The organism is Bacillus massiliglaciei (assembly GCF_900098925.1).
Classification (GTDB): domain Bacteria; phylum Bacillota; class Bacilli; order Bacillales; family DSM-1321; genus Peribacillus; species Peribacillus massiliglaciei.
Genome location: NZ_LT622357.1, coordinates 26,278 through 49,643 on the forward strand (window position 1 = coordinate 26,278; position 23,366 = coordinate 49,643).

General features: G+C 45.1%; 21 protein-coding genes. 3 read left to right on the forward strand and 18 right to left on the reverse strand.

What is annotated here, in order from left to right; all coding sequences use genetic code 11:
* Window positions 1-27: 27 nt before the first annotated feature.
* The 4 genes from floA to rpsU form a co-directional block, all read right to left on the reverse strand.
* Complete coding sequence (floA, locus tag BQ4305_RS05795) at window positions 28-1,017, reverse strand: flotillin-like protein FloA (protein WP_110927344.1); 990 nt, start codon at window positions 1,015-1,017, stop codon at window positions 28-30.
* Window positions 1,018-1,039: 22 nt separating this feature from the next.
* On the reverse strand, window positions 1,040-2,353 hold the full coding sequence (locus BQ4305_RS05800) for an NfeD family protein (RefSeq protein WP_234396884.1): 1,314 nt from the start codon (window positions 2,351-2,353) through the stop codon (window positions 1,040-1,042).
* Between the two features lie 177 nt (window positions 2,354-2,530).
* The gene (locus tag BQ4305_RS05805; protein ID WP_110926912.1) at window positions 2,531-2,974 is read right to left on the reverse strand and encodes a GatB/YqeY domain-containing protein; all 444 of its coding nucleotides are present in this window, start codon (window positions 2,972-2,974) and stop codon (window positions 2,531-2,533) included.
* A 14-nt stretch (window positions 2,975-2,988) separates the two neighbouring features.
* A complete protein-coding gene (gene rpsU, locus BQ4305_RS05810; RefSeq protein WP_101632063.1) occupies window positions 2,989-3,162 on the reverse strand; it encodes a 30S ribosomal protein S21 in 174 nt (57 codons plus the stop codon).
* Between the two features lie 201 nt (window positions 3,163-3,363).
* Between rpsU and BQ4305_RS05815 the strand changes: the two genes are divergently transcribed.
* Window positions 3,364-4,287: a Na/Pi symporter gene (locus tag BQ4305_RS05815; protein WP_110926913.1), complete on the forward strand. Its 924-nt coding sequence runs from the start codon at window positions 3,364-3,366 to the stop codon at window positions 4,285-4,287.
* A 41-nt stretch (window positions 4,288-4,328) separates the two neighbouring features.
* Here the strand turns inward: BQ4305_RS05815 and BQ4305_RS05820 are convergent, their stop codons facing one another.
* The gene (locus BQ4305_RS05820; protein ID WP_234396885.1) at window positions 4,329-5,783 is read right to left on the reverse strand and encodes a glycosyltransferase family 2 protein; all 1,455 of its coding nucleotides are present in this window, start codon (window positions 5,781-5,783) and stop codon (window positions 4,329-4,331) included.
* Between the two features lie 73 nt (window positions 5,784-5,856).
* Between BQ4305_RS05820 and BQ4305_RS05825 the strand changes: the two genes are divergently transcribed.
* Window positions 5,857-7,680: an LTA synthase family protein gene (locus BQ4305_RS05825; protein ID WP_110926914.1), complete on the forward strand. Its 1,824-nt coding sequence runs from the start codon at window positions 5,857-5,859 to the stop codon at window positions 7,678-7,680.
* Between the two features lie 108 nt (window positions 7,681-7,788).
* Here BQ4305_RS05825 and deoC read toward each other — a convergent pair whose 3' ends face one another.
* The 13 genes from deoC to gpr all read right to left on the reverse strand — a co-directional run bounded on the left by deoC (window position 7,789) and on the right by gpr (window position 22,836).
* Entirely contained in the window at window positions 7,789-8,460 is a 672-nt protein-coding gene (gene deoC, locus BQ4305_RS05830) for a deoxyribose-phosphate aldolase (protein ID WP_110926915.1), read from the reverse strand.
* A gap of 197 nt (window positions 8,461-8,657) precedes the next feature.
* Entirely contained in the window at window positions 8,658-9,998 is a 1,341-nt protein-coding gene (gene mtaB, locus BQ4305_RS05835) for a tRNA (N(6)-L-threonylcarbamoyladenosine(37)-C(2))-methylthiotransferase MtaB (protein WP_110926916.1), read from the reverse strand.
* Between the two features lie 5 nt (window positions 9,999-10,003).
* A complete protein-coding gene (locus BQ4305_RS05840; protein ID WP_110926917.1) occupies window positions 10,004-10,756 on the reverse strand; it encodes a 16S rRNA (uracil(1498)-N(3))-methyltransferase in 753 nt (250 codons plus the stop codon).
* Between the two features lie 16 nt (window positions 10,757-10,772).
* Window positions 10,773-11,717 (reverse strand): 50S ribosomal protein L11 methyltransferase, encoded by a 945-nt coding sequence (gene prmA, locus BQ4305_RS05845; protein ID WP_110926918.1) that lies wholly within the window; start codon window positions 11,715-11,717, stop codon window positions 10,773-10,775.
* Between the two features lie 21 nt (window positions 11,718-11,738).
* Window positions 11,739-12,857, reverse strand: a complete 1,119-nt coding sequence (gene dnaJ / locus BQ4305_RS05850; RefSeq protein WP_110926919.1) for a molecular chaperone DnaJ — start codon at window positions 12,855-12,857, stop codon at window positions 11,739-11,741.
* A 184-nt stretch (window positions 12,858-13,041) separates the two neighbouring features.
* Entirely contained in the window at window positions 13,042-14,877 is a 1,836-nt protein-coding gene (gene dnaK / locus BQ4305_RS05855; RefSeq protein WP_110926920.1) for a molecular chaperone DnaK, read from the reverse strand.
* 35 nt (window positions 14,878-14,912) lie between these two features.
* Complete coding sequence (grpE, locus tag BQ4305_RS05860; protein ID WP_110926921.1) at window positions 14,913-15,494, reverse strand: nucleotide exchange factor GrpE; 582 nt, start codon at window positions 15,492-15,494, stop codon at window positions 14,913-14,915.
* A 101-nt stretch (window positions 15,495-15,595) separates the two neighbouring features.
* A complete protein-coding gene (gene hrcA, locus BQ4305_RS05865; RefSeq protein ID WP_110926922.1) occupies window positions 15,596-16,624 on the reverse strand; it encodes a heat-inducible transcriptional repressor HrcA in 1,029 nt (342 codons plus the stop codon).
* A gap of 117 nt (window positions 16,625-16,741) precedes the next feature.
* Entirely contained in the window at window positions 16,742-17,884 is a 1,143-nt protein-coding gene (hemW, locus tag BQ4305_RS05870; protein ID WP_110926923.1) for a radical SAM family heme chaperone HemW, read from the reverse strand.
* A gap of 65 nt (window positions 17,885-17,949) precedes the next feature.
* Window positions 17,950-19,785: a translation elongation factor 4 gene (gene lepA, locus BQ4305_RS05875; protein WP_110926924.1), complete on the reverse strand. Its 1,836-nt coding sequence runs from the start codon at window positions 19,783-19,785 to the stop codon at window positions 17,950-17,952.
* 252 nt (window positions 19,786-20,037) lie between these two features.
* Window positions 20,038-20,361: a YqxA family protein gene (locus tag BQ4305_RS05880; protein ID WP_110926925.1), complete on the reverse strand. Its 324-nt coding sequence runs from the start codon at window positions 20,359-20,361 to the stop codon at window positions 20,038-20,040.
* Window positions 20,362-20,380: 19 nt separating this feature from the next.
* Window positions 20,381-21,601 (reverse strand): stage II sporulation protein P, encoded by a 1,221-nt coding sequence (gene spoIIP, locus BQ4305_RS05885; RefSeq protein ID WP_110926926.1) that lies wholly within the window; start codon window positions 21,599-21,601, stop codon window positions 20,381-20,383.
* Window positions 21,602-21,720: 119 nt separating this feature from the next.
* Entirely contained in the window at window positions 21,721-22,836 is a 1,116-nt protein-coding gene (gpr, locus tag BQ4305_RS05890) for a GPR endopeptidase (RefSeq protein ID WP_110926927.1), read from the reverse strand.
* A gap of 261 nt (window positions 22,837-23,097) precedes the next feature.
* Between gpr and rpsT the strand changes: the two genes are divergently transcribed.
* Complete coding sequence (gene rpsT, locus BQ4305_RS05895) at window positions 23,098-23,364, forward strand: 30S ribosomal protein S20 (protein WP_110926928.1); 267 nt, start codon at window positions 23,098-23,100, stop codon at window positions 23,362-23,364.
* Window positions 23,365-23,366: the final 2 nt, after the last annotated feature.

Genomic DNA, 23,366 nt, shown 5'->3' on the forward strand with positions numbered 1-23,366 from the left:
TAACAGCCTCCTTTCGGTACATGGCCATTAATCTTTCTTGGAGTCTTTCTGATCTGACATTTTGCTGATGGAATCACGCATATCAGTATCTGCATTAATATTTTGGAAATTCATATAATCCATGACACCCAGGTTGCCTGATTTAAGAGCATCTGCCATAGCAAGCGGAACCTCTGCTTCAGATTCAACAACTTTCGCGCGCATTTCCTGAACGCGTGCTACCATTTCTTGCTCCAAAGCAACCGCCATCGCCCGGCGTTCTTCTGCTTTTGCCTGTGCAATCTTCTTATCCGCATCCGCCTGATCAGTCTGCAGGATCGCCCCGATATTTTTGCCGATATCTACATCTGCAATATCAATCGAGAGTATTTCAAAAGCCGTTCCGGAATCCAGTCCTTTTGAAAGCACTGTTCTGGAAATCATGTCTGGATTTTCAAGAACTTTTTTATGATTGTCTGAAGAACCGATTGTAGAAACAATTCCCTCACCTACACGGGCAATGATCGTTTCTTCGCCGGCCCCCCCGACCAAACGTTCAATATTGGCGCGGACCGTAATCCGGGCTTTCGCCTTTACTTCGATTCCGTCCATGGCCACGCCGGCAATAAACGGTGTTTCAATCACTTTCGGATTAACACTCATTTGCACCGCTTCCAGCACGTCACGTCCTGCAAGGTCGATAGCTGCCCCTCTTTCGAACGGAAGCTCGATATTGGCCCGTTCCGCAGCAATGAGTGCGTTTACAACCCTGTCTACATTACCTCCTGCAAGGTAATGGCTTTCCAGCTGGTTCGTTTTCACATTCAGCCCCGCTTTGTGCGCTTTAATCAATGGATTGACGACACGGCTCGGGATAACCCGGCGAAGCCTCATTCCCACTAATGTAAATATGCTGATCCTGACGCCCGCTGCAAGAGCTGATATCCAAAGCATGACTGGAACAAATGTAAAAAAGACAGCCAGGACAATCACAGCGGCAATCACGATCAATATGATTGCAATCGAACTTGAAGTAATCAAAAAACATCCACCTCTCCTATTATTGTTTATCCTCCGGGATTTCCCGGACGACAATCCTTGAACCTTCCGATTTGACGATCTTTAATGCTGAGCCTTTCGAGATAAAGCTTCCTTCAGACACCACATCAATTCTTTCCTCATTGAATTCAGCGGTTCCTGAAGGTCTTAGGTCTGTTAACGCAATTCCCTCTAAGCCAATCAATTCCGTTCTTTTTTTGCTGCTTACATACCCCAATTCAGTTTTCGTCGAATCCGTCAAAATCAGTTTTTTAAAGAATCTCATCTTTTTCCCAAACACCTTTACTAATAAGATAGATACCAGTATACAGCCAGCTAAGGCAATCAGCAGGGAAATCGACATATGTACCGGGTCTTCCGCCGCCAGAAAGAAACTGCCTATGATGGCCCCAAAGCCAAGGAAACCTAAAATACCGCCTGGAAGGAACAGCTCCAGGATCAGCAGCACAGCTCCGACTATGAACAGCCAAAGGGCTTCATATCCGGTTATGCCCGCGACAAGATGGCCATAAAAGAATAAAAATAATGCAGCAATTCCAATGAATCCGGGGATCCCAAAACCTGGTGAAAATAATTCAATCACAATTCCCAGTCCGGCTATTGTCAGAAGAAGCGGTATGACAAAGGGATTCGTAAGGAAACGCGCCAGTTTCTCAGGAAAACTTTCTTCGATACTGCGAAAATCAGCATTTTCTATGTCAAGAACCCTGTAAAGCTCTTCCTTTCCTGAAACCGTCCCTTCGCTGTATCCCGCTTTTTTCGCCTGGTTCGCTGTGAATGTAAGCAATTTTCCTTTTTCTGCTCCATATTCCGGAAGATCCACCGTTTCATCCGCCATCGCTCTGGCATAAACAGGATCCCTGCCATTCTGTTCAGCCGCCGTGGCCATGGCAGCAAGCCAATAAGACTGCGCTTTTTTATCAGCAGCATTCCCAGCAGAGTCAATAATGGCTGCTGCCCCCATTGAAGCGCTTGGGACCATATATATTTCATCGGCGCTTAATGAAATATAGGCACCTGCCGATAATGCCCGATTATTGACAAAGGCAACCGTTTTTACAGGTGTATCTGCCAGCAGCTTAGAAATTTCTTCTGCTGCATTGACCGCTCCTCCGGGTGTATCCACTTCAAAAATGACCAAATCGGCATCATTTTGTTCAGCCGTATCAAGAGCCCTTCCTAGAAAAGCAGCCAGGCCTCTTTCAACGGTCTCTTCAACAGGAACCACATATACAGTCTTTTTCTCCTCGGCCGAAGCTTCAGGAAGGACCCAAAGAACAGCCAGAAAGCAAAGATATACGGCTGCGGCAAGCAAACGCCTACTTTTCAGGCGAACTCCTCCTTCCGTTGTTATAGTAGGTTCCCTATTATCTACGTTTATATGGGGGAAAAGTTTCGTCATTTCAAAAATTAAAAAAAGAAAACATCTTTTCATTTTCTAAAAACACAAATAAACCGCAGACATTATGTCTGCGGCAATGGGTGTAAAGCATTAAGATAGATGTTTCTGCACTAATTTATTAATTAGAGATCCATCAGCTTTGCCTTTTAACTTAGGCATCACAGCTCCCATGACTCTCCCCATATCCGCTTTAGAAGCGGCGTTAACCTCTTCAATCGTCTTTTGGACGATTTCAGAAACTTCTTCTTCTGATAGTTGCTCCGGCATATATGCCTCAACGTAATCTATTTCGGTGCGGACTTTATCCACGAGATCGATACGACCTGCGTTTTCAAACTCCTGGAGGGAGTCTTTGCGTTGTTTTAATTCGCGAGAGAGCACTGTCAATTCTTCATCTTCTGTAAGCGGCTGCTGTTTTTTCAGCTCTTCATTTTGAAGAGCAGCCTTAAGCATCCGGATTACAGATAGTTTGTCCTTTTGTTTGTCTTTCATCGCTTGTTTCATATCATTATTCAAACGCTCGAGAAGACTCATCTTTCCACCCTCTCTTAGTATTTACGTTTACGTGCAGCTTCAGACTTTTTCTTACGTTTTACGCTTGGCTTTTCATAAAATTCACGCTTCCTAGCTTCCTGAAGCGATCCTGCTTTAGATACAGTACGTTTGAAACGACGAAGAGCATCTTCAAGCGATTCGTTTTTGCGAACGACGGTTTTAGACATCTCTTTCCCTCCCTCCGAAAACAACACACTAACTCAAGTTGTCAACATGTTATACATGTACTAAACAATTATAATATATACATTATATTAGGTCAACTAATAAAAAGATATCTTTTTGATCTTCAGCTGATTTTCCTGTTCAGGAAGAATGAATGCATGTCTGTCCGTGTCCGTCCATATGCATAAATAGAGGTGGCTGATATGGCGGAAATCTGTCTTTTTACATTATTTATTTTTCTTTTTTTAGCAGGTATGGCAGTCTTACGGATCGGTCTGTTTAATTTATCAGGAGATAAACTGAAGGTCTTCCTCGAAAAGATGACGGACAGGCCTTGGAAAGGATTTTTAACTGGGACATTGTTTACCGGAATCCTGCAAAGCAGTTCAGCGGTTATGGTGATGACAGTCGGACTTGTTTCATCAGGCAGCATGACATTCGCCCAATCCATCGGCATCATTTTGGGAACGAATATCGGGTCGGCCCTGACAGTCGAATTCATGACTTTCACCCTTGAGCGCTGGATTCTTCCCATGATCATCATTGGCGCTGTTCTCAGCTTTTCCTATAAAACATGGATCAAAAGCTTAGGGATTTCCCTGATTGGAATCAGTGCAGTCTTTGCTGCAATCGGCGGTTTTAAAATGCTCGCTTCCTCGGTTACCGCTTTGCCGGCTGTTCAAGTCCTGCTTCAGCATATTGAAGGGCATGCACTTATAGCCCTATTAACAGGAATCCTTCTCACCGCTCTTATCCATTCCAGTTCGGCAACCATCGGCATTTCGATGAGCCTGCTGCTGAGCGGAGACCTCACGCTTCCTTCTGCCATTCTGATTATGCTCGGTTCTAACGTGGGAACCTGTATCACCGGGTATATGGCTGGGATTGGTTCAGGCATGGAAGCGAAGTTCACCGCCTATGCCCATATATGGCTTAATATTTTGGGCGTGCTTGCTTTCCTTCCATTTATCGATGCCTTCAGTGAGTTCGCCGTATGGCTGACAGCTGATAAAATGGCTCAGCTCGCTCACGCCAGCCTTATTTTTAATTTGGGGACATCCCTGGCTGTCCTTCCGTTTGCCCGCTCATTCGCAAAGCTGATTCTTCTGATTCATCACCGAAAATAAAAGAAGGCAGAAAGGTCCGCAAATCCTTCCTGCCTTCTTTTCTATTTCACGGTCGGCCGGCTGCTGATTACTTTTTCCAGTTTTCCGGCACTTTCCAAATCCTCAATGGCAACAGACCTTGTATGCTCCGTATGCCGCCACTCTCTTTGGTTCTTTTTCAGAAAACCGAGAAACGAAATCGGAATCCATGAAAATCCAAAAAGGTAGGAAATGACCAGCCAGTGCAGCTTCCCTGCCTTTTTTTCGAGAATAAGAGCTGTTACAGGCAAAGCTAAGTAGCATAGCAGGAGAACCGCATACAGCCATGTATCAAAAAAAACAGAACGGTCGACGAAGTCTCCAAGATATCCTTTTACTTCATAAAGGCCAGCATAGGACAGACAGGCAAAAATAAGCAAAAGGCCAGCAAGGAGCGACCGGGAGGGCATCATTAAATAGATGGCCGAATCAATCAGCATGAATCTTCGTTCTTTTATCCCCTTTTTTATCAGCGGGAGGGCATAGCGGGTCATGCAGTCAAAATGACCCTGCATCCAGCGGATCCGCTGGTGAAATGACTGCATGAAGCCAAGCGGCTTTTCATCATATAGGACCGCATCATGCGCCCATGCCACCCTTTTGCCCGTTTCTAAAATATAACGCTGGGTGAATTCAAGATCTTCTGTAAGGGAAGTAGCCCCCCAGCCTAGCTCTTTCAGCACCTTAGTCGAAACGGTAACCCCGGTTCCGCCCAGCTGTGCGGTCAGTCCCAGGTTTTCTCTGGCCAGCTGATAGATTCGATTGGTTGACCAATAAGCAAAAGAATAGGATTTCGTCACCCAGGAGTCACCAGGATTTTTGGCATCCAGATAGCCTTGTATGACTTCATGCCCATCCAGCAGCTTTGCATTGATAATTTGAAGGAAATCCTTGCTGACAAGGTTATCTGCATCAAACATGACAACTGCGTCATAACAAATCCCTTTTTCCTCCAGCTCCCACAGCCGTTCAAACATCCATTCAAGTCCAAATCCCTTGCCCTTTTTGCTTCGATCCTCCCGTTCCATCGCAGTAACGCCTGTTTTTCTGACTTCCTCTGCTGTTCGGTCGGTACAATTGTCACAAATCACATATACATCATATAACTCTTTTGGATAATCCATTTTCTTCAGGTTTTCGCATATTTGCCCGATTACTTTTTGTTCATTGTGAGCAGCAACGAGAACCGCAAGTCTGCTCTTTGGCTCTTTTAAAACAGTTCTCCGAAACTTCCTCATTCCTGCATACCCCATGACAGTCTGATAGCCGACAAATAAAAGGGCGATTCCCTGGATCATAAACAGTACGGCATACAAACCGATATTCGCTGCTTCCGGTCCCGTTAAATATCCCAATCCTGCCGTGAGTGCCAGAATAGACAGCAGTGCAATCCATCTTCGCATATATTCACCTCTCTGGAATTTCTTCGGTGCTTCTTTATGAATACTATGTCCCGGATACAATATATGGATACGCATATTTTTTACTCCCCCGCATGTTCCGCTGACAGTTTGTTTAAAATAGGAAAAACATCAGAAAGGAGTGAAAAACATGTCTGGCAAGATAAAGTTTCGGTACAGCAGCGTCCTCGTTCTTTCACTCATTTTTCTTATATTCAAGTCACTGGCTGTCAGGATGGCCCTCTTCAGCTCCCCTTTCAGCATCGGAATGTTGACCGAAACCGCTGTCCTTTTGCTGCTCTATTTGGGAATCAGTCTGTTTCGGGCCCGAACAGCAGCTATCCTGGGCATTGGCTTCAATTTCATCCTTTCCACCCTTTATGTAGCTTCTCTTATGTACTATACCTATTACCATGCTATTTTTCCGATTACCTCGCTGCGGGAGTTCAGGCAGGCAGGAATTGTGGCAGACGGGATTACCGCCCTTTTTCAATTTAACTATCTCTTCTTTTATTTGGATCTTGTTTTTTTAGTCGGATGGAAACGATTCCGAAAACGCAATCTGGGGAGAGCAGACAAGACGATGGGGTTCAAAAGCAGCCTGCTCCTTGCTCTCTCCATGGCAGCCTTTATTGCATTGGGAATTCACCAGTCTTACCGAACAATTAATGAACTGCATAAATACAATGCGCTCGGAATGATCGGCTATCAGGTAAATATAGCCGCAGGGCTCCTCAAGCCGATGCTTCAAAAAGACCCAGTGCTGCGTTCAAATGAACCGGAAGCAGCGGCTGCAGAACAAAGTCCATACTTCGGCATCGGAAAAGGAAAAAATATTATTTTCGTGCAAATGGAGTCGCTTCAGAATTTCTTGATCAGCCGGCAAATCAACGGCAGGGAAATCACACCGAACCTGAATCGCTTCCTAAAGGATGCTCTTTACTTTCCGAACATTTATACACAGGTCGGAAAAGGAAATACATCAGATGCAGAATTTATCGTAAATACCTCCCTTTACGCCCTGGGAGATACCCCGATGTCAGCTGCCGTCCAGCATAAAAAAGTACCAAGCCTGCCGCGTATGCTTCAGCGTAAAGGCTTTGTAACCGCCACGTTCCATACGAACGATGTTTCCTTTTGGAATCGAAAAGAACTTTACAAATCATTAGGGTTTAAGGAAGTATATGACCGATCCTATTTTGGAGAAGCGGACAAAATCTCTTACGGATCCTCTGATGAAATTTTATACGAAAAAACAGTAGGAAAACTGGCATCCTACCATCAGAATCACCAGAAGTTCTATTCTCACATCATCGCCCTGTCCAGTCATTTTCCTTATACATTGCCTGAACAAAAAGCAGCCCATACCATTCCCATCCCCAAGGAATACAGGAGCTCGATGGCCGGCAATTATACAGCTGCAGCCAGCTATGCAGATTATGCTTTTGGACAGCTGCTGAAAGGGCTCAAACGGGAAGGGCTGTATGAGGACACCATTCTTGTTGTTTACGGGGACCATCACGGACTTCAAATAAAAGATGAAACCGACCGGCATATGATCCGTCATCTCTTAGGAAGAGAGTACCACCCTTTGTTCGATCATTTGAACATACCGCTTATGATCAGAATTCCCGGTTTAAATGAAGGCAAAGTCATCGAGACAGCAGGAGGCTTGATGGACATCTATCCAACCGTTGCCGAAGCAGCAGGCATAAAGCTGTGTGACGAAGTGATTTTCGGATCGAGTCTGCTCCGCCCCAAAGAAACACCTGTCGGAATCCGGTTCTATGCCCCCACCGGAACATATATCAGCCAAGATTTCAGCTTTTCTCCGGGAATGACGAGAAAAGAAGGAACAATTACGGACAAAAAAAGCCTGAAAAGCCAAAAGGCTGACCGTCCTGCCATCCTTCAACTTGAATGGCTCCTGCAGGAATTTGCTGCCTCTGATGCGTTCGTCCGCTCCCTGAAATAAAAAAACCACCCGCAGCGAAACGGGTGGCAGAGCAAAAAAATGATGAAAGTAACGGCCAATAGATACAAAAGACCCGCATGCTCAAATGGCAGGTCTTTTGTATCTAAATTAATAATCTGAATCAGCTGTCAGACCCTTTACAATCGATACACCGGCACTGGCACCGATTCGGGATGCTCCTGCTTCAATGATTTTTTCAGCATCAGCTGAGCTGCGGACGCCGCCGGAAGCTTTAACCCCAACTTGACTGCCAACCGTTTTTCTCATAAGAGCCACATCTTCTACAGTAGCTCCTCCAGTAGAAAAGCCAGTAGACGTTTTCACATAGTCAGCTCCTGCTTTTACAGAAATTTCACAAGCGCGGACTTTTTCTTCATCTGTCAGCAAGGCTGTTTCAATAATGACTTTTGAAAGCGCCTTACCCTTGGAAGCAGCTACTACTGCACAAATATCCCGCTCAACAAGCTCATCGTCCTTGTCTTTCAAAGCGCCAATATTGATGACCATATCAACTTCATGCGCACCGTTTTCAATAGCATCTTTTGTTTCAAACGCCTTTGTTTCTGGCGTATTGGCTCCAAGCGGGAAACCAATTACTGTGCAAACCTTTACATCTGATCCTCGAAGAAGTTCTGCTGCATATTTCACCCACGTCGGGTTGACACATACAGAAGCAAAATGATATTCCATCGCTTCCTCACATAAAACCTTAATTTGTTCTTTGGTTGTATCTGCTTTTAATAAAGTATGATCAATCATACCCGCTACATTAACTGCCATTATTCTATCTCCTTTCACTCAAATCCAATGTTGTACGTACCTCTTCATCATACCATTGTTTTTCCGTTTTATCGACTCTATTATGTATTACCCTAATTGTAGCGAAGATAGCCTTTTTTAAGTAAAAAAGACTACCGGCCAAGCCCAAAATTCTTCGGACTTAACCGGCAGTCAATATCCTGCACTGATGGCGATTTTTATATATTCGCTGCTTCCTTCATCGGCATGTCAGGCACAACAGTAACAAATTGGCCTTCACTGTGAGGATAGCCGGCTTTCGTCAATTTAACTTTGACGATTTCTCCGATCATCGCTTCCGTTGCCGGGAAATGGACCTTCAGGTAGTTATCTGTATACCCTTCAAATAAGCCGTTCTCCAATTCAACTTCAGGAATAACTTCGAGCACTTCTCCTTCAAAATGGGAAGCATACTCTTTAGCCAGCTGATCAGAAAGGCTGATTAAGCGGTGAACGCGTTCGTTTTTCACTTCTTCATCAATCTGATCCTCCATCCGGGCTGCCGGAGTGCCGGTCCGTTTTGAATAAGGGAACACATGAAGTTCAGAGAATTTATGTTCTTTAATAAAATTATACGTATCCATGAATTCTTCTTCTGTTTCGCCAGGGAAACCGACAATGACATCAGATGTGACTGCAAGCCCTGGAAGAGCCTCTTTTAATTTCACAAGTCTGTCAGCAAAGAAATCCATCGTATACTTTCTTCTCATCCGCTTTAATACAGTGTCGGAACCAGACTGAATCGGAATATGCAGGTGACGGACAACTTTTTTGGAATTCGCAAGCACTTCAATCACTTCATCCGAAATTTGGCTCGCTTCAATAGAGGAAATACGGATTCGTTTCAGGCCGGCTACTTTTTCCTCCAAATCACGAAGAAGCATAGCCAGATTGTAATCCTTCATATCCTCGCCGTATCCGCCTGTATGAATTCCGGTCAGAACGATCTCCTTATAGCCCGCGTCGACAAGCTGCTGTGCCTGGCGAATAACTTCCTCAGGATCCCGAGAACGCATTAGTCCGCGTGCCCATGGGATGATGCAGAAAGTGCAGAAATTATTGCAGCCTTCCTGGATTTTAAGAGAAGCCCTTGTCCGGTCTGTGAAAGCCGGAACATCAAGCTCTTCATAAACACGGTTTTTCATGATATTGCCCACGCCATTGATTGGCTGGCGCTCTTCTTTAAATTGCTCGATATATTCAAGCATTTTCACCCTGTCCTGTGTTCCAACGACGATATCCACGCCCGGTATCGCCATGATTTCAGCAGGCGATGTCTGCGCATAGCATCCTGTAACCGCGATGACTGCATCCGGATTTTGACGGATGGCACGGCGGATGACCTGGCGGCTTTTCTTATCTCCTGTATTCGTAACCGTACACGTATTGATTACATACACATCTGCTGTGCTTTCATACTCGACACGTTCATATCCATCATTCTTAAATAATTGCCAAATGGCTTCTGTTTCATAGTGGTTAACCTTACATCCCAATGTATGGAAAGCGACCGTTGCCATTTTCATCACCTCAATAGTTCTGTATGATATGAAACGGACGCCAAGGCATACAATGGCGCCGTTTCTGTTCGTAAAATCCTGGGCCCAAGCCCGCATGCCAAAAACCCTGCAGAAGACAGCTGCTCTATTTCCTGTTCAGCGAGACCGCCCTCCGGACCGAATACAAATAAGATTCGCTGTCCCGGCTGAGCTTGTTTCAAGACATTCGCAAAAACAGAAGACTCGCCGCGTTTGGCTTCCTCTTCAAATGCGACCAGTTTATAATCAAAGCCTTCAGCAAAGGCAACCAGCTGTTTCAGCGTCTGAACGTCAGCTACTTCCGGCACAGCTGTCCGGTGCGACTGCTCGGCCGCTTCCTTCGCAATCTTCTGAAGCCTTTCAATTTTTTTACCGGCTTTTTTTTGGTCCCATTTTACCACCGAACGAGCCGCGGTAAAAGGGATAAACCCTGATGCACCCATTTCCGTTCCCTTTTGGACAATGTAATCCAGTTTATCCCCTTTGGGCAGACCGCTCGCAATGGCAATACTCAGCGGGAGCTCATTTCTTTCATCTTTCCATTCTATAACCGTCCCAATGATTCTTTCATTGGTAATTTCTTCAATAGAAGTGACAGCGGCCCTCCCATTTTCATCTACGGTAATAATCGTTTCTCCAGGCTCCATCCGCATCACCCTCGCAATATGATGGAAATCATCTCCCGTGATTGATACGGTACCCCCGTTAAATTGATCATTTTTCAAAAAATATCTCTGCACGCTGCCACCTCTTCATTTATTCTTCATTGCGTCTTGCGATGAAAGCTACCCAGTCCTCCATCTGCAACGTCTCTTCAATTGTAAATCCAGCTTGGATGATAGCATCCTTCACGTCTTTCTTTTTCGGCTGGATGATGCCGGAAGAAATAAATCGGCCGCCCGGTTTAACAATCTTCGCTACATCTTCAGTAAAACTCATAATGATTTCTGCCAGAATGTTAGAAACGACGACATCCGCCTGTTCAGCCACACCGTCCAGCAGGTTTCCCTGTGATACTGAAACCCTGTCCTGCACTTTATTCAGCTTCACGTTCAGCTTGGCAGACTGCACGGCTACCTTATCAAGGTCCAGTGCCGTCACTTTCCCAGCGTCAAGAAGGGCGGAAGCTATGCTGAGAATACCTGATCCTGTACCGACATCGACAACAGAATCGCCTTTTTGGACAGTCCTCTCCAAGGCCTGAATGCACATGACCGTTGTCGGATGCGTTCCTGTGCCGAATGCCATGCCCGGGTCCAATTCAATGATTAATTCATCACTGCTGACCGGCGTGTAATTCTCCCATGTCGGCACAATGGTGAACCTCTCAGAGATTTTAACAGGATTATAATACTTTTTCCAGGCTGTTGCCCATTCCTCTTCATTGACTTCACTGATCGTGACAGCGTTTTTGCCCAAATCGATATCAAGCATATGAAGATTGTTGATTGCTTCTTTGATTTCTTCGACTGCCTCGCCAAGGAAGCTGTTAACCGGCAGATACGCCTTGACGATAACCCCTTCATCGGGATAGTCATCAGGATCAAGCTGGTAGATTTCCCCATAGACATTTTCCCGTTCTTTGACTAACTCTAAAGGATCTTCAATGACAACTCCACTGGCACCTGCCTCATGAAGAATATTCGAAACAGGTTCAACCGCTTCATTTGTTGTGTGAATGGCAATTTCAGACCACTTCATCTTCTACCAACTCCTAATCCATTACTCACCCTTGAAGGCACGTTTCACTTTTGAGAAAAATCCGTCCTGATCGTCAGAAGAATTTTGCCCGCTTATCTCTGAAAATTCACGAAGAAGCTGTTTTTGCCTGTCCGTTAATTTCTTCGGTGTCACAACTAAAACCACTACATGCTGATCTCCCTGTCCATAGCCGCGGACATTCGCAATACCCTTTCCTTTCAGGCGGAACCTTGTTCCCGTCTGTGTGCCTGCCGGAACCTTCAATTTCACTTTCCCATGCAGGGTAGGGACTTCAATTTCATCTCCCAGAGCTGCCTGCGCGAAGGTAATTGGCATCTCACAGTACACATCGTCCCCGTCCCGCTCAAAGAATTCATGGGTGCGGACATGGAATACAACATACAGATCTCCGGCTGGACCGCCGTTAACGCCTGGCTCCCCTTGGCCGGATACTCTTAATTGCTGGCCGTCGTCAATTCCCGCAGGAACCTTGACCTGGATTTTCTTACGTTTTTGGACTTTGCCGTCTCCGCCGCAAGTTGAACATTTCTGAGGAATGATTTTACCTGTTCCCCGGCAGTGATGGCAGGCTCTTCTGTTCACAATTCGGCCAAAGGCTGTGTTCTGCTCGACATTCAGCTGGCCGGTTCCGTGACAGTGGCTGCAGGTTTTAACTTTGGTTCCCGGCTTCGCTCCGCTTCCGTGACATGTATCACATTCTTCTTCACGGGGAATTTCAATTTCGGTCTCCTTGCCGAAGGCCGCCTCTTCAAAAGAAAGCGTCATCGTATATTGAAGATCAGCCCCTTGTCTCGGGGCATTCGGATCCCGTCTTCGGCCTCCGCCGCCAAAGAACGTACTGAAAATATCTTCAAATCCGCCAAAACCACCGAAGTCTCCTCCGCCGCCGAAGCCCTGGTTCGGATCTGTATGGCCAAACTGATCATAATGAGCCTTCTTCTGCTCATCGCTCAGTACTTCATAAGCTTCCTTGATTTCCTTGAATTTATCCGCAGCATCCGCTGCCTTGTTAATATCAGGGTGATATTGCTTAGACAGCTTACGGTACGCTTTTTTTATCTCTTCTTTAGAGGCATTCTTGGACAGTCCAAGCACCTCGTAATAATCGCGTTTACTCATGATTTATCCACTCCCGATCGTTTCACATAAAAATAATCTTAACATTTCATTCAGCAAGAAAGCAATAAGAAAAGCAAGCGCCCCTTATCAAAAAAAGCCAAAGTCAAGATAACCTGACTTTGACTTTTTTGTGGAACAGGGGCAGAGCTGCCTGCCCTGTATTCAGCTCTAATTGAAGCGCTGTTTATTTTTTATCTTCATCGTTTACTTCTGTATATTCGGCATCCACAACATTGTCGTCGCCTGCACCTTCAGCACCTTCAGCGCCTTGGGCAGCCTGCTGGGCTTTTGCCGCTTCTTCGTAAAGCTTCATAGTCAAGTTTTGAACGATTTCATTAAGAGCATCTTTCTTCGTGCGGATTTCTTCCAATTCGCCTTTTTCGATCGCTGCCTTCAATTCATCTTTCGCTTCGTTCGCTTTTGTAACTTCTGCTTCATCCACTTTGCCTTCAAGATCTTTTAACGTTTTCTCGGTTTGGAATACAAGCTGATCCGCCTCGTTGCGAAGTTCTACTTCTTCTTTCCGCTTTTCGTCAGCTTCTGCATTTTCCTCAGCTTCTCGTACCATACGCTCGATTTCTTCATCAGAAAGACCTGAAGAAGATTTGATAGTAATGGCCTGCTCTTTGTTAGTTCCAAGGTCCTTCGCACGAACGCTTACGATACCGTTTTTATCGATATCAAACGTTACTTCGATTTGAGGAACTCCGCGCGGTGCCGGCGGAATGTCAGTCAATTGGAAACGTCCAAGCGTTTTATTGTCGGCCGCCATCGGACGTTCCCCTTGAAGTACATGGATATCTACAGCTGTTTGGTTATCCGCAGCCGTTGAGAACACCTGTGACTTGCTTGTTGGGATCGTTGTATTGCGCTCGATCAATTTTGTAGAAACGCCGCCCATTGTTTCAATTCCAAGTGACAGCGGAGTCACGTCAAGAAGAACAACATCTTTCACGTCGCCAGTTAAAACACCGCCCTGGATCGCTGCACCCATTGCTACTACTTCATCAGGGTTTACGCCTTTAGATGGCTCTTGGCCTAATTCTTTCTTGATCGCTTCCTGAACAGCAGGAATACGTGTAGATCCGCCGACAAGGATGACTTTGTCAATTTCTGATGCAGAAAGACCTGCATCTTTCAGAGCCTGACGGGTTGGTCCCATTGTACGCTCTACAAGATCAGATGAAAGCTCATCAAATTTCGCTCTTGTCATTGTTACATCAAGGTGAAGAGGTCCTGCTTCTCCAGCTGTGATGAATGGAAGAGAAATCTGTGTAGATGTAACGCCTGACAGATCTTTTTTCGCTTTTTCAGCAGCATCTTTCAAACGCTGAAGCGCCATTTTATCTTTTCCAAGATCAATGCCGTTTTCTTTTTTAAATTCTTCGATTAAGTAGTCAATGATTACTTGGTCAAAGTCATCTCCGCCAAGACGGTTGTCACCGGCAGTAGAACGGACTTCGAATACACCGTCGCCAAGTTCCATGATGGAAACGTCGAATGTACCGCCGCCAAGGTCAAATACCAGAATGGTTTGGTCTTCTTCTGTTTTATCCAATCCGTAAGCAAGAGCAGCAGCAGTCGGTTCGTTGATGATACGCTCTACTTCAAGACCGGCAATTTGTCCGGCATCTTTTGTCGCTTGACGCTCAGCATCATTGAAGTAAGCAGGAACTGTAATAACAGCTTTCGTCACCTTTTCGCCAAGATATTCTTCAGCATATGATTTTAAATACTGAAGGATAATCGCTGAAACTTCTTGCGGAGAATATTCTTTCCCCTCAGCTGATACTTTATGGTTTGTTCCCATATGACGTTTGATGGAAATGATTGTGTTCGGGTTTGTGATTGCCTGGCGCTTCGCCACTTCCCCTACTTGTCTTTCCCCATTTTTAAATGCTACGACAGATGGAGTTGTACGGTTCCCCTCCGGATTCGGGATAACTTTCGGTTCTCCGCCTTCCAGTACAGATACACATGAGTTGGTAGTACCTAAGTCAATACCAATGATCTTGCTCATATTACAGACCTCCCAGATTGTTTATGTAGTCTCTTTTATTCGTTTACTTTTACCATTGCCGGACGAAGGACACGGTCCTTCAGCATATAGCCTTTTTGGAATTCTTCCACGACTACATTGGATTCGAAATTCTCATCATTCACCTGCATTACTGCTTGGTGGATGTTTGGATCGAATTCCTTTCCGACTGATTCAAGCGGCTCTACGCCCTCTTTTTTCAATGCGTCCACGATGCTTTTATACACCATGTCCATGCCTTGCAGCAAGGATTTCGTCTGTTCGTTATCAGCCTCGATTTTCGTGGCTCTTTCGAAGTTATCCAAAGCCGCTACAAGATCAGTTGCAAGGCTTTGCACTCTATATTTTTGGGCCGCTTCAAGATCCAGTCTCGCACGGCGTCTTGAATTATCAAAATCAGCCTGAAGCCTCAGATAGCGATTTTCCATTTCTTCGACTTTCGCTTCAAGTTCAGCCACTTTTTCTTTAGCCAGCTGAAGTTCATCCTTTTCAGCGGTTTCCTCTGATGCCGTTTCCGCTTCTGCGTTCACTTGCTCAGTCTCTTCCGTCTTTTCTTCAACTTCTGTTTCTGTAACCGATTCTTTGTTATGTTCTGTCATACATTTCACCTCCCTAAAAGGATCATTCATTTCTGAACATAGTCAGGCAAAAGCCAGGGGGGCGCACTGTCTGCGGCCCCCTAACAATATGGCCTGCTGGATTATTTTTGATACAGTTTCGTGAAAAGTGCGCTCAAATCGTTCGAGAATGTAGACAGCAGACTGATCACCCGGGAATATTCCATCCGGGTCGGGCCAAGGATGGCCAGCGCCCCTACTTTCTCATCCCCAATCGAGTAGGTGGCTGTAATCAAACTGCAGTTCTCCAGCACCGTATTTTGGTTCTCACGGCCGATTTTCACGGTGATTCCTGACGGGTTTTGCTGCATCAAATCATAAAAGCCCTTTTCCTGTTCAATCATGGACATTAAGGAGCGGACTTTATCAATATCATGGAATTCGGGCTGACTCAGCATATTCGTCTTGCCGCCGAAAAACAGTTTCTCAGGTGTGTTCACGGCAAAAGAATCCATCAATGCGGATACAATCGTACCATAGTTATGGATGTGCCTGCGAAGCACGACCGCCACTTCTTTGAAAATTTTATTTTTCAATTCAGGCAGCGGGACACCGGCAAGCCGCTCATTCAGAATGTTGACCATTTTTTCAATCTCGCCCATATCAAAAGAAGGCGGAAGGGAAATCATTTTGTTTTCCACATGGCCGGTATCCGTGATGATCACGGCAATCGCTGTTTCCGGGCTTAACGGGACAATCTGAATCCGTTTCAGTTTATTGTCCTTCACCTTCGGGCCAAGCACGATAGCTGTATAATTCGTAAGCTCCGAGAGAATCCTGGCTGACTTCTGCACGACTTTCTCCAATTCATAGATACGCTCGGCAAATACAGACCGCAGAATTTTCACTTCATTCTTTTTCAGGCTTTTCGGGGAAAGCATATGATCGACATAATACCGGTAGCCCTTCTCTGAAGGGACTCTTCCCGATGAAGTATGTGTCTTCTCCAAGTAACCCATTTCTTCAAGATCGGACATTTCATTTCGAATGGTGGCCGAGCTGAAGCTGATCTCTTCTTTCTTCGACAAACTTCGGGAACCGACCGGCTGTGCCGTGTGAATGAAATCCTCGATTATCGCTTGCAGAATTAATAATTGACGATCAGTTAGCATAGTTGATCACCTCTGTTAGCACTCGACTTGCCTGAGTGCTAATATACTAATAAATTATCAAATGAAACCAATGATGTCAACGAAAAAAACCGATAAACGATTGAACTTTAGACCCCATTATTCTCCGGCTCCCAAGAAAGTCTGAAACACCTCGTTGCCAAGCAATTTCCCTTTCTTTGTTAAAAAGACCCGGTCGCCGGAAATCTGCAAGAGTCCCTTTTCGACACCATCTCTTATCGGTGCGTCGAAAACCGAACCGATTTCTACAGAAAATTTATCCTTAAAGTGTGTCATTGAAACCCCTTCTGCCTTTCGAAGCCCCAGAAACATCTCCTCTTCCATTTTTTCATGAAGAGGCACTTCATGGACTTCCAGAAAAGGCAGTTTCCCTTCAGAAAGCGGGGCCATATATTTCTTGATCGGTCCATGATTGGCAATTCTCCTGCCGCCGGCGTATCCATGAGCACCGGCGCCGATGCCGTAATATTCTTCATTATCCCAGTATGTCAAATTATGCCTGCTTTCAAAACCAGGACGGGCAAAGTTGCTGATTTCATATTGATGAAGCCCTCTTTTCTCCATCTCTTCCATAAGCCGTTCATACATTTGCGCTTCCGTCTCCTGCGGCGGCAGATTCAGTTTCCCTTTTTGCATCAGGTTATAAAACACCGTTTTGGGCTCAACAATCAGCGAATAGCTGGAGTAATGCGGAAGATCCAGCTCAAGCGCTTTTTTTAGAGTCTCCGAAAAATCTTCCATTGTCTGCCCCGGCAGTCCGTAAATCAGATCAAGGCTGATATTGGTAAACCCTGTTTGCTGAGCCATTTCCAGCGTCCGGTACACATCAGCTGCCCGGTGCGTGCGGCCGATCTTTTTCAATAGCTCATCGTTAAAACTCTGTACACCAAAGCTGAGCCGATTGACACCCGCATCATGCAGAATCTGAAGTTTTTCCTGTGAAAGCTCACCCGGATTGGCTTCAAATGTATATTCTCCGCCCTTATTCAATGGCAGCCGTTTGCTGATTGACCCGCATAAGAACCGAAGCTGGTCTTCATTCAGGGCTGTCGGCGTACCGCCGCCTACAAAGATCGTATCCAGCCCTTCCGTCGGACAGGCAGAAAGCTGAAGTTCCATTTCTTTATCGAGCATCTCTAAGTATGCCTCTACCGGCTGCCCCTGCAAAAAGACTTTATTAAAATCGCAGTAGTGGCAGATATGTTCGCAGAACGGGATATGAATATAGGCACTTTTAATCAAACTGTTCACAACCTTCTTCTTATAGAAAAAGGGGCTAGAACTCGTCTGCCCCTTTTGACCATCTTTTATTTTTTCGGTGTTGTATCATCCATCTTCAATACAGCCATGAAAGCTTCCTGCGGCACTTCAACAGAACCAACCTGTTTCATCCGCTTTTTACCTTCTTTCTGTTTCTCAAGCAATTTCCGTTTTCGGGAAATATCCCCGCCGTAACATTTCGCCAATACGTTCTTTCGCATAGCGCTGATGGTTGAACGGGCCACGATTTTCTGGCCGACGGCTGCCTGAATCGGAACTTCAAACTGCTGTCTTGGAATTAATGTTTTTAATTTCTCAACAATAATCTTGCCGCGCTCATAAGCAAAATCTTTATGAACGATGAAGCTCAGGGCATCAACCGTTTCGCCGTTCAGGAGAATATCCATTTTCACGAGTTTGGACGGCTGGTAGCCAATTAATTCATAATCGAAGGAAGCGTAGCCCCTTGTATTTGATTTTAATTGATCGAAGAAATCATATACGATTTCAGATAATGGAATTTCATACTGGATGCTGACACGCGTCTCATCGATATACTGCATGTCGATGAAGTTTCCCCGTTTATTTTGGCAGATTTCCATGATGGCGCCGACAAATTCGGTAGGGGCCATCATAGTTGCCTTCACGTAGGGTTCTTCCACTCTCTCGATCTTTTGGGGATCCGGCATATTGGACGGATTATCCACCTTTATAACAGAACCGTCTGTTTGAACGACATCATAAATAACACTCGGTGCCGTAGTAATCAGGTCAATCTTAAATTCGCGTTCGATTCTCTCCTGGATGATTTCCATATGAAGCAATCCAAGGAAGCCGCAGCGGAATCCAAAACCAAGGGCCTGAGAAGTCTCTGGTTCAAATTGAAGGGCTGAATCATTCAGCTCTAATTTTTCCAAAGCCTCACGGAGGTCATTGAATTTAGACGAATCAATCGGATACAGACCGCAATAAACCATCGGGTTCATTTTGCGGTATCCCGGAAGCGGTTCTTCAGCTGGATTTTTTGCGCCTGTAATCGTATCACCGACTGTTGTATCCCCTACATTTTTGATGGAAGCCGTTAAAAAGCCGACATCACCGACATTCAATTCCTTCTCCTGCTGGATTTTCGGATTGAAAACACCGAGTTCGGTCACTTCAAACTCTTTGCCTGTGGACATCATTTTAATTTTGTCCCCCACTTTAACTGAGCCTTCCACAATACGGATATAGGCTACAACCCCGCGGTAGGCATCGAACATAGAGTCAAAAATCAAAGCCTTTAAAGGACCTTCAGGATCACCCTGAGGCGCGGGAACCAATTCGACCACCTGCTCAAGAATGTCTTCGATTCCAATGCCTGCTTTGGCTGATGCTAAGACGGCATCAGAAGCATCCAGACCAATTACTTCTTCAATTTCATTGCGGACCCGTTCAGGGTCAGCACTCGGAAGGTCGATCTTATTGATGACAGGCAGGATTTCAAGATTGTTATCCAAAGCTAAATACACATTGGCAAGCGTCTGGGCTTCAATCCCCTGTGCGGCGTCCACGACAAGTACAGCGCCTTCACAGGCAGCAAGACTTCTGGATACTTCATAGGTGAAATCGACATGCCCCGGTGTGTCAATAAGATGGAAAATATATTCTTCTCCGTCTTTCGCCTTATACTTCAGCTGAATGGCATTTAATTTAATCGTGATTCCCCGTTCACGCTCCAAATCCATGGAATCCAGCAGCTGGCTCTTCATTTCTCTTTGAGCCAAAGCGTTCGTCTTTTCAATGATCCGATCCGCCAGCGTGGATTTACCATGGTCGATATGAGCAATGATCGAGAAGTTTCTGATTTTTGATTGTCTTTTCAGTTTTTCTTCTCTGTTCATTATTGTTCACTCCTACTAGTCGACACAAAATACACTATTTTTGATTATATCAATAGAAAATGCAAGATTCAACTGAATAGTTACAAGATTAAATCCTCCTGTGCCCCTTCCGGTAAAAGACGGCTTCAAAAGGGCGGATCCATAGGTTTTTTGTCCCTCTTATCCTGTACTGCATACTATTTTTAAGCAAGCAAAAAGCGGAGAATCAACTGCTCACCTCTCCGCCTGCTTTTTCTTCTGTTTTTCCCCGGCCTACACAGAGTCAATTAATTTCTGAAAGGCTCCTGATATCGCATCGCCCAGCTGCCTGCCCAAAGAAGAAAATAAATTGAAAGCTTTCATTTCCTCCAGCTTTTCCTTTTTCTTTTCCAGATCATGGCTCGTTACCCTTTCGCCCAGGATCGCCGCTTCCATCTCACCGTCATCCGTCTCGCTCACTGTGAAAGCGCTGTTCAGAGATGGGTCATCATATCCTTTCATTTTCTTCATGCCCTGGTTTGCCTGCTGCATCCCAATGATAATTCCTAAAAACAGCACAAGGATCAGACACGTGCATTTCAATGTAAATTTAGCCATCACATTCCGATTCCTTTCCTTACTCAGCTTCCTTGTCACCGGCTGTGTTATCGACCGCTTTGGCATCCCAATACATTTCACTGAATGCATCGGCGAACGCATCGGCAGTTAAATACATCTCTTCAAACGTATTATCGACTCCGCCTATTTCAATCAGCATGGCATTTGCCGATAAATCTTGGTTGTAGACACTATTATTCCCAGAACTGTTATGCTTAATAATTCCTCTCGACAGGCCTGGGTATTTTTTCTCCAGCGCTTTATGCAATTTATTGGCAAGCACAAGGTTTTTTTCATAATTTGGATTTTTACCGCCGATTACAAAAGCAATTTTCGCATATTTCTTTCCATTAATCGTAATCGTCGTCTGATCTTTCCGATGGGAATCTCGATGTATATCAATGAAATACTCCAAATCCTTATTGTCGGCCATTGCTGTTTGAACCACTTCTCTGGATTCTTGATAAGACTTTGGATAGTTCAGCCCTTTTTTATTCAGCCGGTCCATAATATCTGTCTTATCTACATTCGCCCCAACACCTCGGTCAGCAAGTGCTTTGCCCAGGTGATCGCCGACCCTGGTAATGTTAATTTTCGAATGGCTGGCCATATTCGGGTCAGTTACTCCTTTTAAATAAGGAAGGAAAGATTCCCGGTTATGGGTATGGTAGATTTCAACGACCCTTCTCCCATTCGTCGTCTGTGCCGGTTTTTTCTCCGCGGCTTTCTCGCTGTCGGCTGGAGCCTCATTTGTTTCTTCAATCTCCTCAACATTCTGCAGGGCAGCTTCTCTTTCTTTTGTCAGTACATCAGCAGGAGGGGCAGACTCAAACGGCATATTCGTATAGTTGGTCCCTTCCCCTGCGACCAGAATTTCATTGTCAAAAATGGAAAAACCGGGGAGCTCACGGCCAAGCAGACTTCTGGGATCATCCATCGAAACATTGGCAGAAAGCTTCATCAATCTGCCGGCAATGTCCGTATCCTCTTTTCCTTCCGGCAGGACTTTATAAAAATGATGATTCTCTGTTGCCAGCATCGAGAATAGCATCTTTCCGGTGAACTGGTTGGCTACCGTATGGACCGAATCTGAAGTGATCCGATACTCCGGCTTAAGGGAAGTCATAATACCGCTAATCGTAAATACTAAAAGAAGCAAGGCTGCGACGGTTAGAAAACTTTTTACTAGGGCTGAGCCGCGGATCACTGTTATGAACCCGATTGGTATTCTTCTTTTCATCCTTGCACCCTCTCTATAGCATGTCTACTAAATAGATATGACTTTGCTAGAGTGGGTAGAACATCTTTTCATTCACTGTTTTATATAAAAGCTCCGCAAGACCGGCTGCCCCTTATGCTTCAGCGTGTATAATAGCCGGAATTGTCCTGATTGATGGAATCATGCAAGGCAGAATTCAGCCCATTGGCGATTAAATTGGCCATATCTTCAATAAAGACATCCACTTCTTTTGGAGTAACCATCAGATTGTGGCCGATCGGTGAGAGAACTTCATGAATCAATTTGCGTTTCTCTTCCTCCGGCAGAATCCCGACCATTCCAAGGAAGGTTTGCCGTTCGTTTTCGCCCGGTAAGTCCTCCTCCTTTAATTTCGTTTTTTTCCCAAAACTGAAGCCCGCCGGCGAAAGAGCCCTTGATGGCCTGTCTCCTTCCTTAAGCTCTTTGCCGAAATGCTTTAAAATAAAGTCAATCGAATCGCTCGTAATCGATACCGCATCCACAACAGTAGGAATCCCGATGGCAATTACTGGAATTCCAAGCGTTTCCTTACTCAATTCCTTCCTCTTGTTGCCTACCCCCGATCCAGGATGAATCCCTGTATCTGAAATCTGGATCGTTGAATTAACCCTTTCAAGAGAACGGGCGGCAAGAGCATCAATTACGATGACAAAGTCCGGCTTGCTCTTCTCGATGACACCCTTTATAATGTCGCTTGTTTCAATTCCGGTAATTCCCATGACTCCAGGTGATATGGCACTGACTGAACGATATCCTTCCGCAACCGATGTTGGCTGGAGTTCAAATAAATGGCGGGTAACAACCAGATTTTCAACGACAGCCGGTCCCAGCGCATCCGGGGTGACATTCCAATTCCCCAGCCCGACCACAAGGCAGCTCATTTCCTTTCCAATCTGGTTCTTTTTCAGAAATTGAGCCATTTCGCTGGCAAATACCTTCTCTACCTTCTTCTGCGTTTCTGTATCCTGCTGACGGATTCCCTGCACTTCTAACGTCAGGTAGCTTCCCTGCTTCTTGCCGATTTCCTTCTCACCTGCCGCTGTTACCTCTATTAAAGAAACCTTAAGATCATCCACCTCTTTTTCCTTGATGATGACTCCCTCAATTTTGGATACATCCTCTTCCTCAGAGACACCTCTGCTCTCAATGACCATATTCCTCGCCTCTACGGCCAAATCCGTACGCAAACCATACTGGCTCAAATCTAAATTCTCCATAAAACGGACCTCCTGATTTCACCAATCTAGTATTTTCCATAGTCTTTTTAACATTGTTCCGTTTTGTCTTTTTAATTATTCATTTATTTGCTATAATAGGCGGTAACGAGATAAAAAAATACGTTGTATAATTCCTTTTCGATTCTCAATCTGACTATTGCATATTCATGTGCAGTCTGATAGAATAACATTTGTGCTATTTGGTATGGATTTGAAAAGTCGAGTTCTTGTATCTCGATTTCTTTGTAGGAGGTGAACGGCATGCCAAACATTAAATCTGCTATTAAACGCGTAAAGACTAACGACAAAAACCGCGTTCATAACGCTACTGTGAAATCAACTATGCGTACTACAGTTAAAAACGCTGAGGTTGCACTAGCTGGTGATAACGTTGAAGCTGCAAAAGCTGCTCTTCAAACAGCTGCTGTAAAATTAGACAAAGCTGCATCTAAAGGATTAATCCACAAAAATGCGGCAGCCCGTAAAAAATCTCGTTTAGCGAAAAGACTTAACGCTCTTAACGCATAATA

Bases quoted from the DNA above. Each gene is read 5' to 3' on its own strand.
- BQ4305_RS05805 (WP_110926912.1), bottom strand. From the start codon at position 2,974: ATGAGTCTTCTCGAGCGTTTGAATAATGATATGAAACAAGCGATGAAA.
- rpsU (WP_101632063.1), bottom strand. From the start codon at position 3,162: ATGTCTAAAACCGTCGTTCGCAAAAACGAATCGCTTGAAGATGCTCTT.
- BQ4305_RS05815 (WP_110926913.1), top strand. From the start codon at position 3,364: ATGGCGGAAATCTGTCTTTTTACATTATTTATTTTTCTTTTTTTAGCA.
- BQ4305_RS05820 (WP_234396885.1), bottom strand. From the start codon at position 5,783: ATGCGTATCCATATATTGTATCCGGGACATAGTATTCATAAAGAAGCA.
- BQ4305_RS05825 (WP_110926914.1), top strand. From the start codon at position 5,857: ATGTCTGGCAAGATAAAGTTTCGGTACAGCAGCGTCCTCGTTCTTTCA.
- deoC (WP_110926915.1), bottom strand. From the start codon at position 8,460: ATGGCAGTTAATGTAGCGGGTATGATTGATCATACTTTATTAAAAGCA.
- mtaB (WP_110926916.1), bottom strand. From the start codon at position 9,998: ATGGCAACGGTCGCTTTCCATACATTGGGATGTAAGGTTAACCACTAT.
- prmA (WP_110926918.1), bottom strand. From the start codon at position 11,717: ATGAAGTGGTCTGAAATTGCCATTCACACAACAAATGAAGCGGTTGAA.
- dnaJ (WP_110926919.1), bottom strand. From the start codon at position 12,857: ATGAGTAAACGCGATTATTACGAGGTGCTTGGACTGTCCAAGAATGCC.
- dnaK (WP_110926920.1), bottom strand. From the start codon at position 14,877: ATGAGCAAGATCATTGGTATTGACTTAGGTACTACCAACTCATGTGTA.
- grpE (WP_110926921.1), bottom strand. From the start codon at position 15,494: ATGACAGAACATAACAAAGAATCGGTTACAGAAACAGAAGTTGAAGAA.
- hrcA (WP_110926922.1), bottom strand. From the start codon at position 16,624: ATGCTAACTGATCGTCAATTATTAATTCTGCAAGCGATAATCGAGGAT.
- lepA (WP_110926924.1), bottom strand. From the start codon at position 19,785: ATGAACAGAGAAGAAAAACTGAAAAGACAATCAAAAATCAGAAACTTC.
- BQ4305_RS05880 (WP_110926925.1), bottom strand. From the start codon at position 20,361: ATGGCTAAATTTACATTGAAATGCACGTGTCTGATCCTTGTGCTGTTT.
- spoIIP (WP_110926926.1), bottom strand. From the start codon at position 21,601: ATGAAAAGAAGAATACCAATCGGGTTCATAACAGTGATCCGCGGCTCA.
- gpr (WP_110926927.1), bottom strand. From the start codon at position 22,836: ATGGAGAATTTAGATTTGAGCCAGTATGGTTTGCGTACGGATTTGGCC.
- rpsT (WP_110926928.1), top strand. From the start codon at position 23,098: ATGCCAAACATTAAATCTGCTATTAAACGCGTAAAGACTAACGACAAA.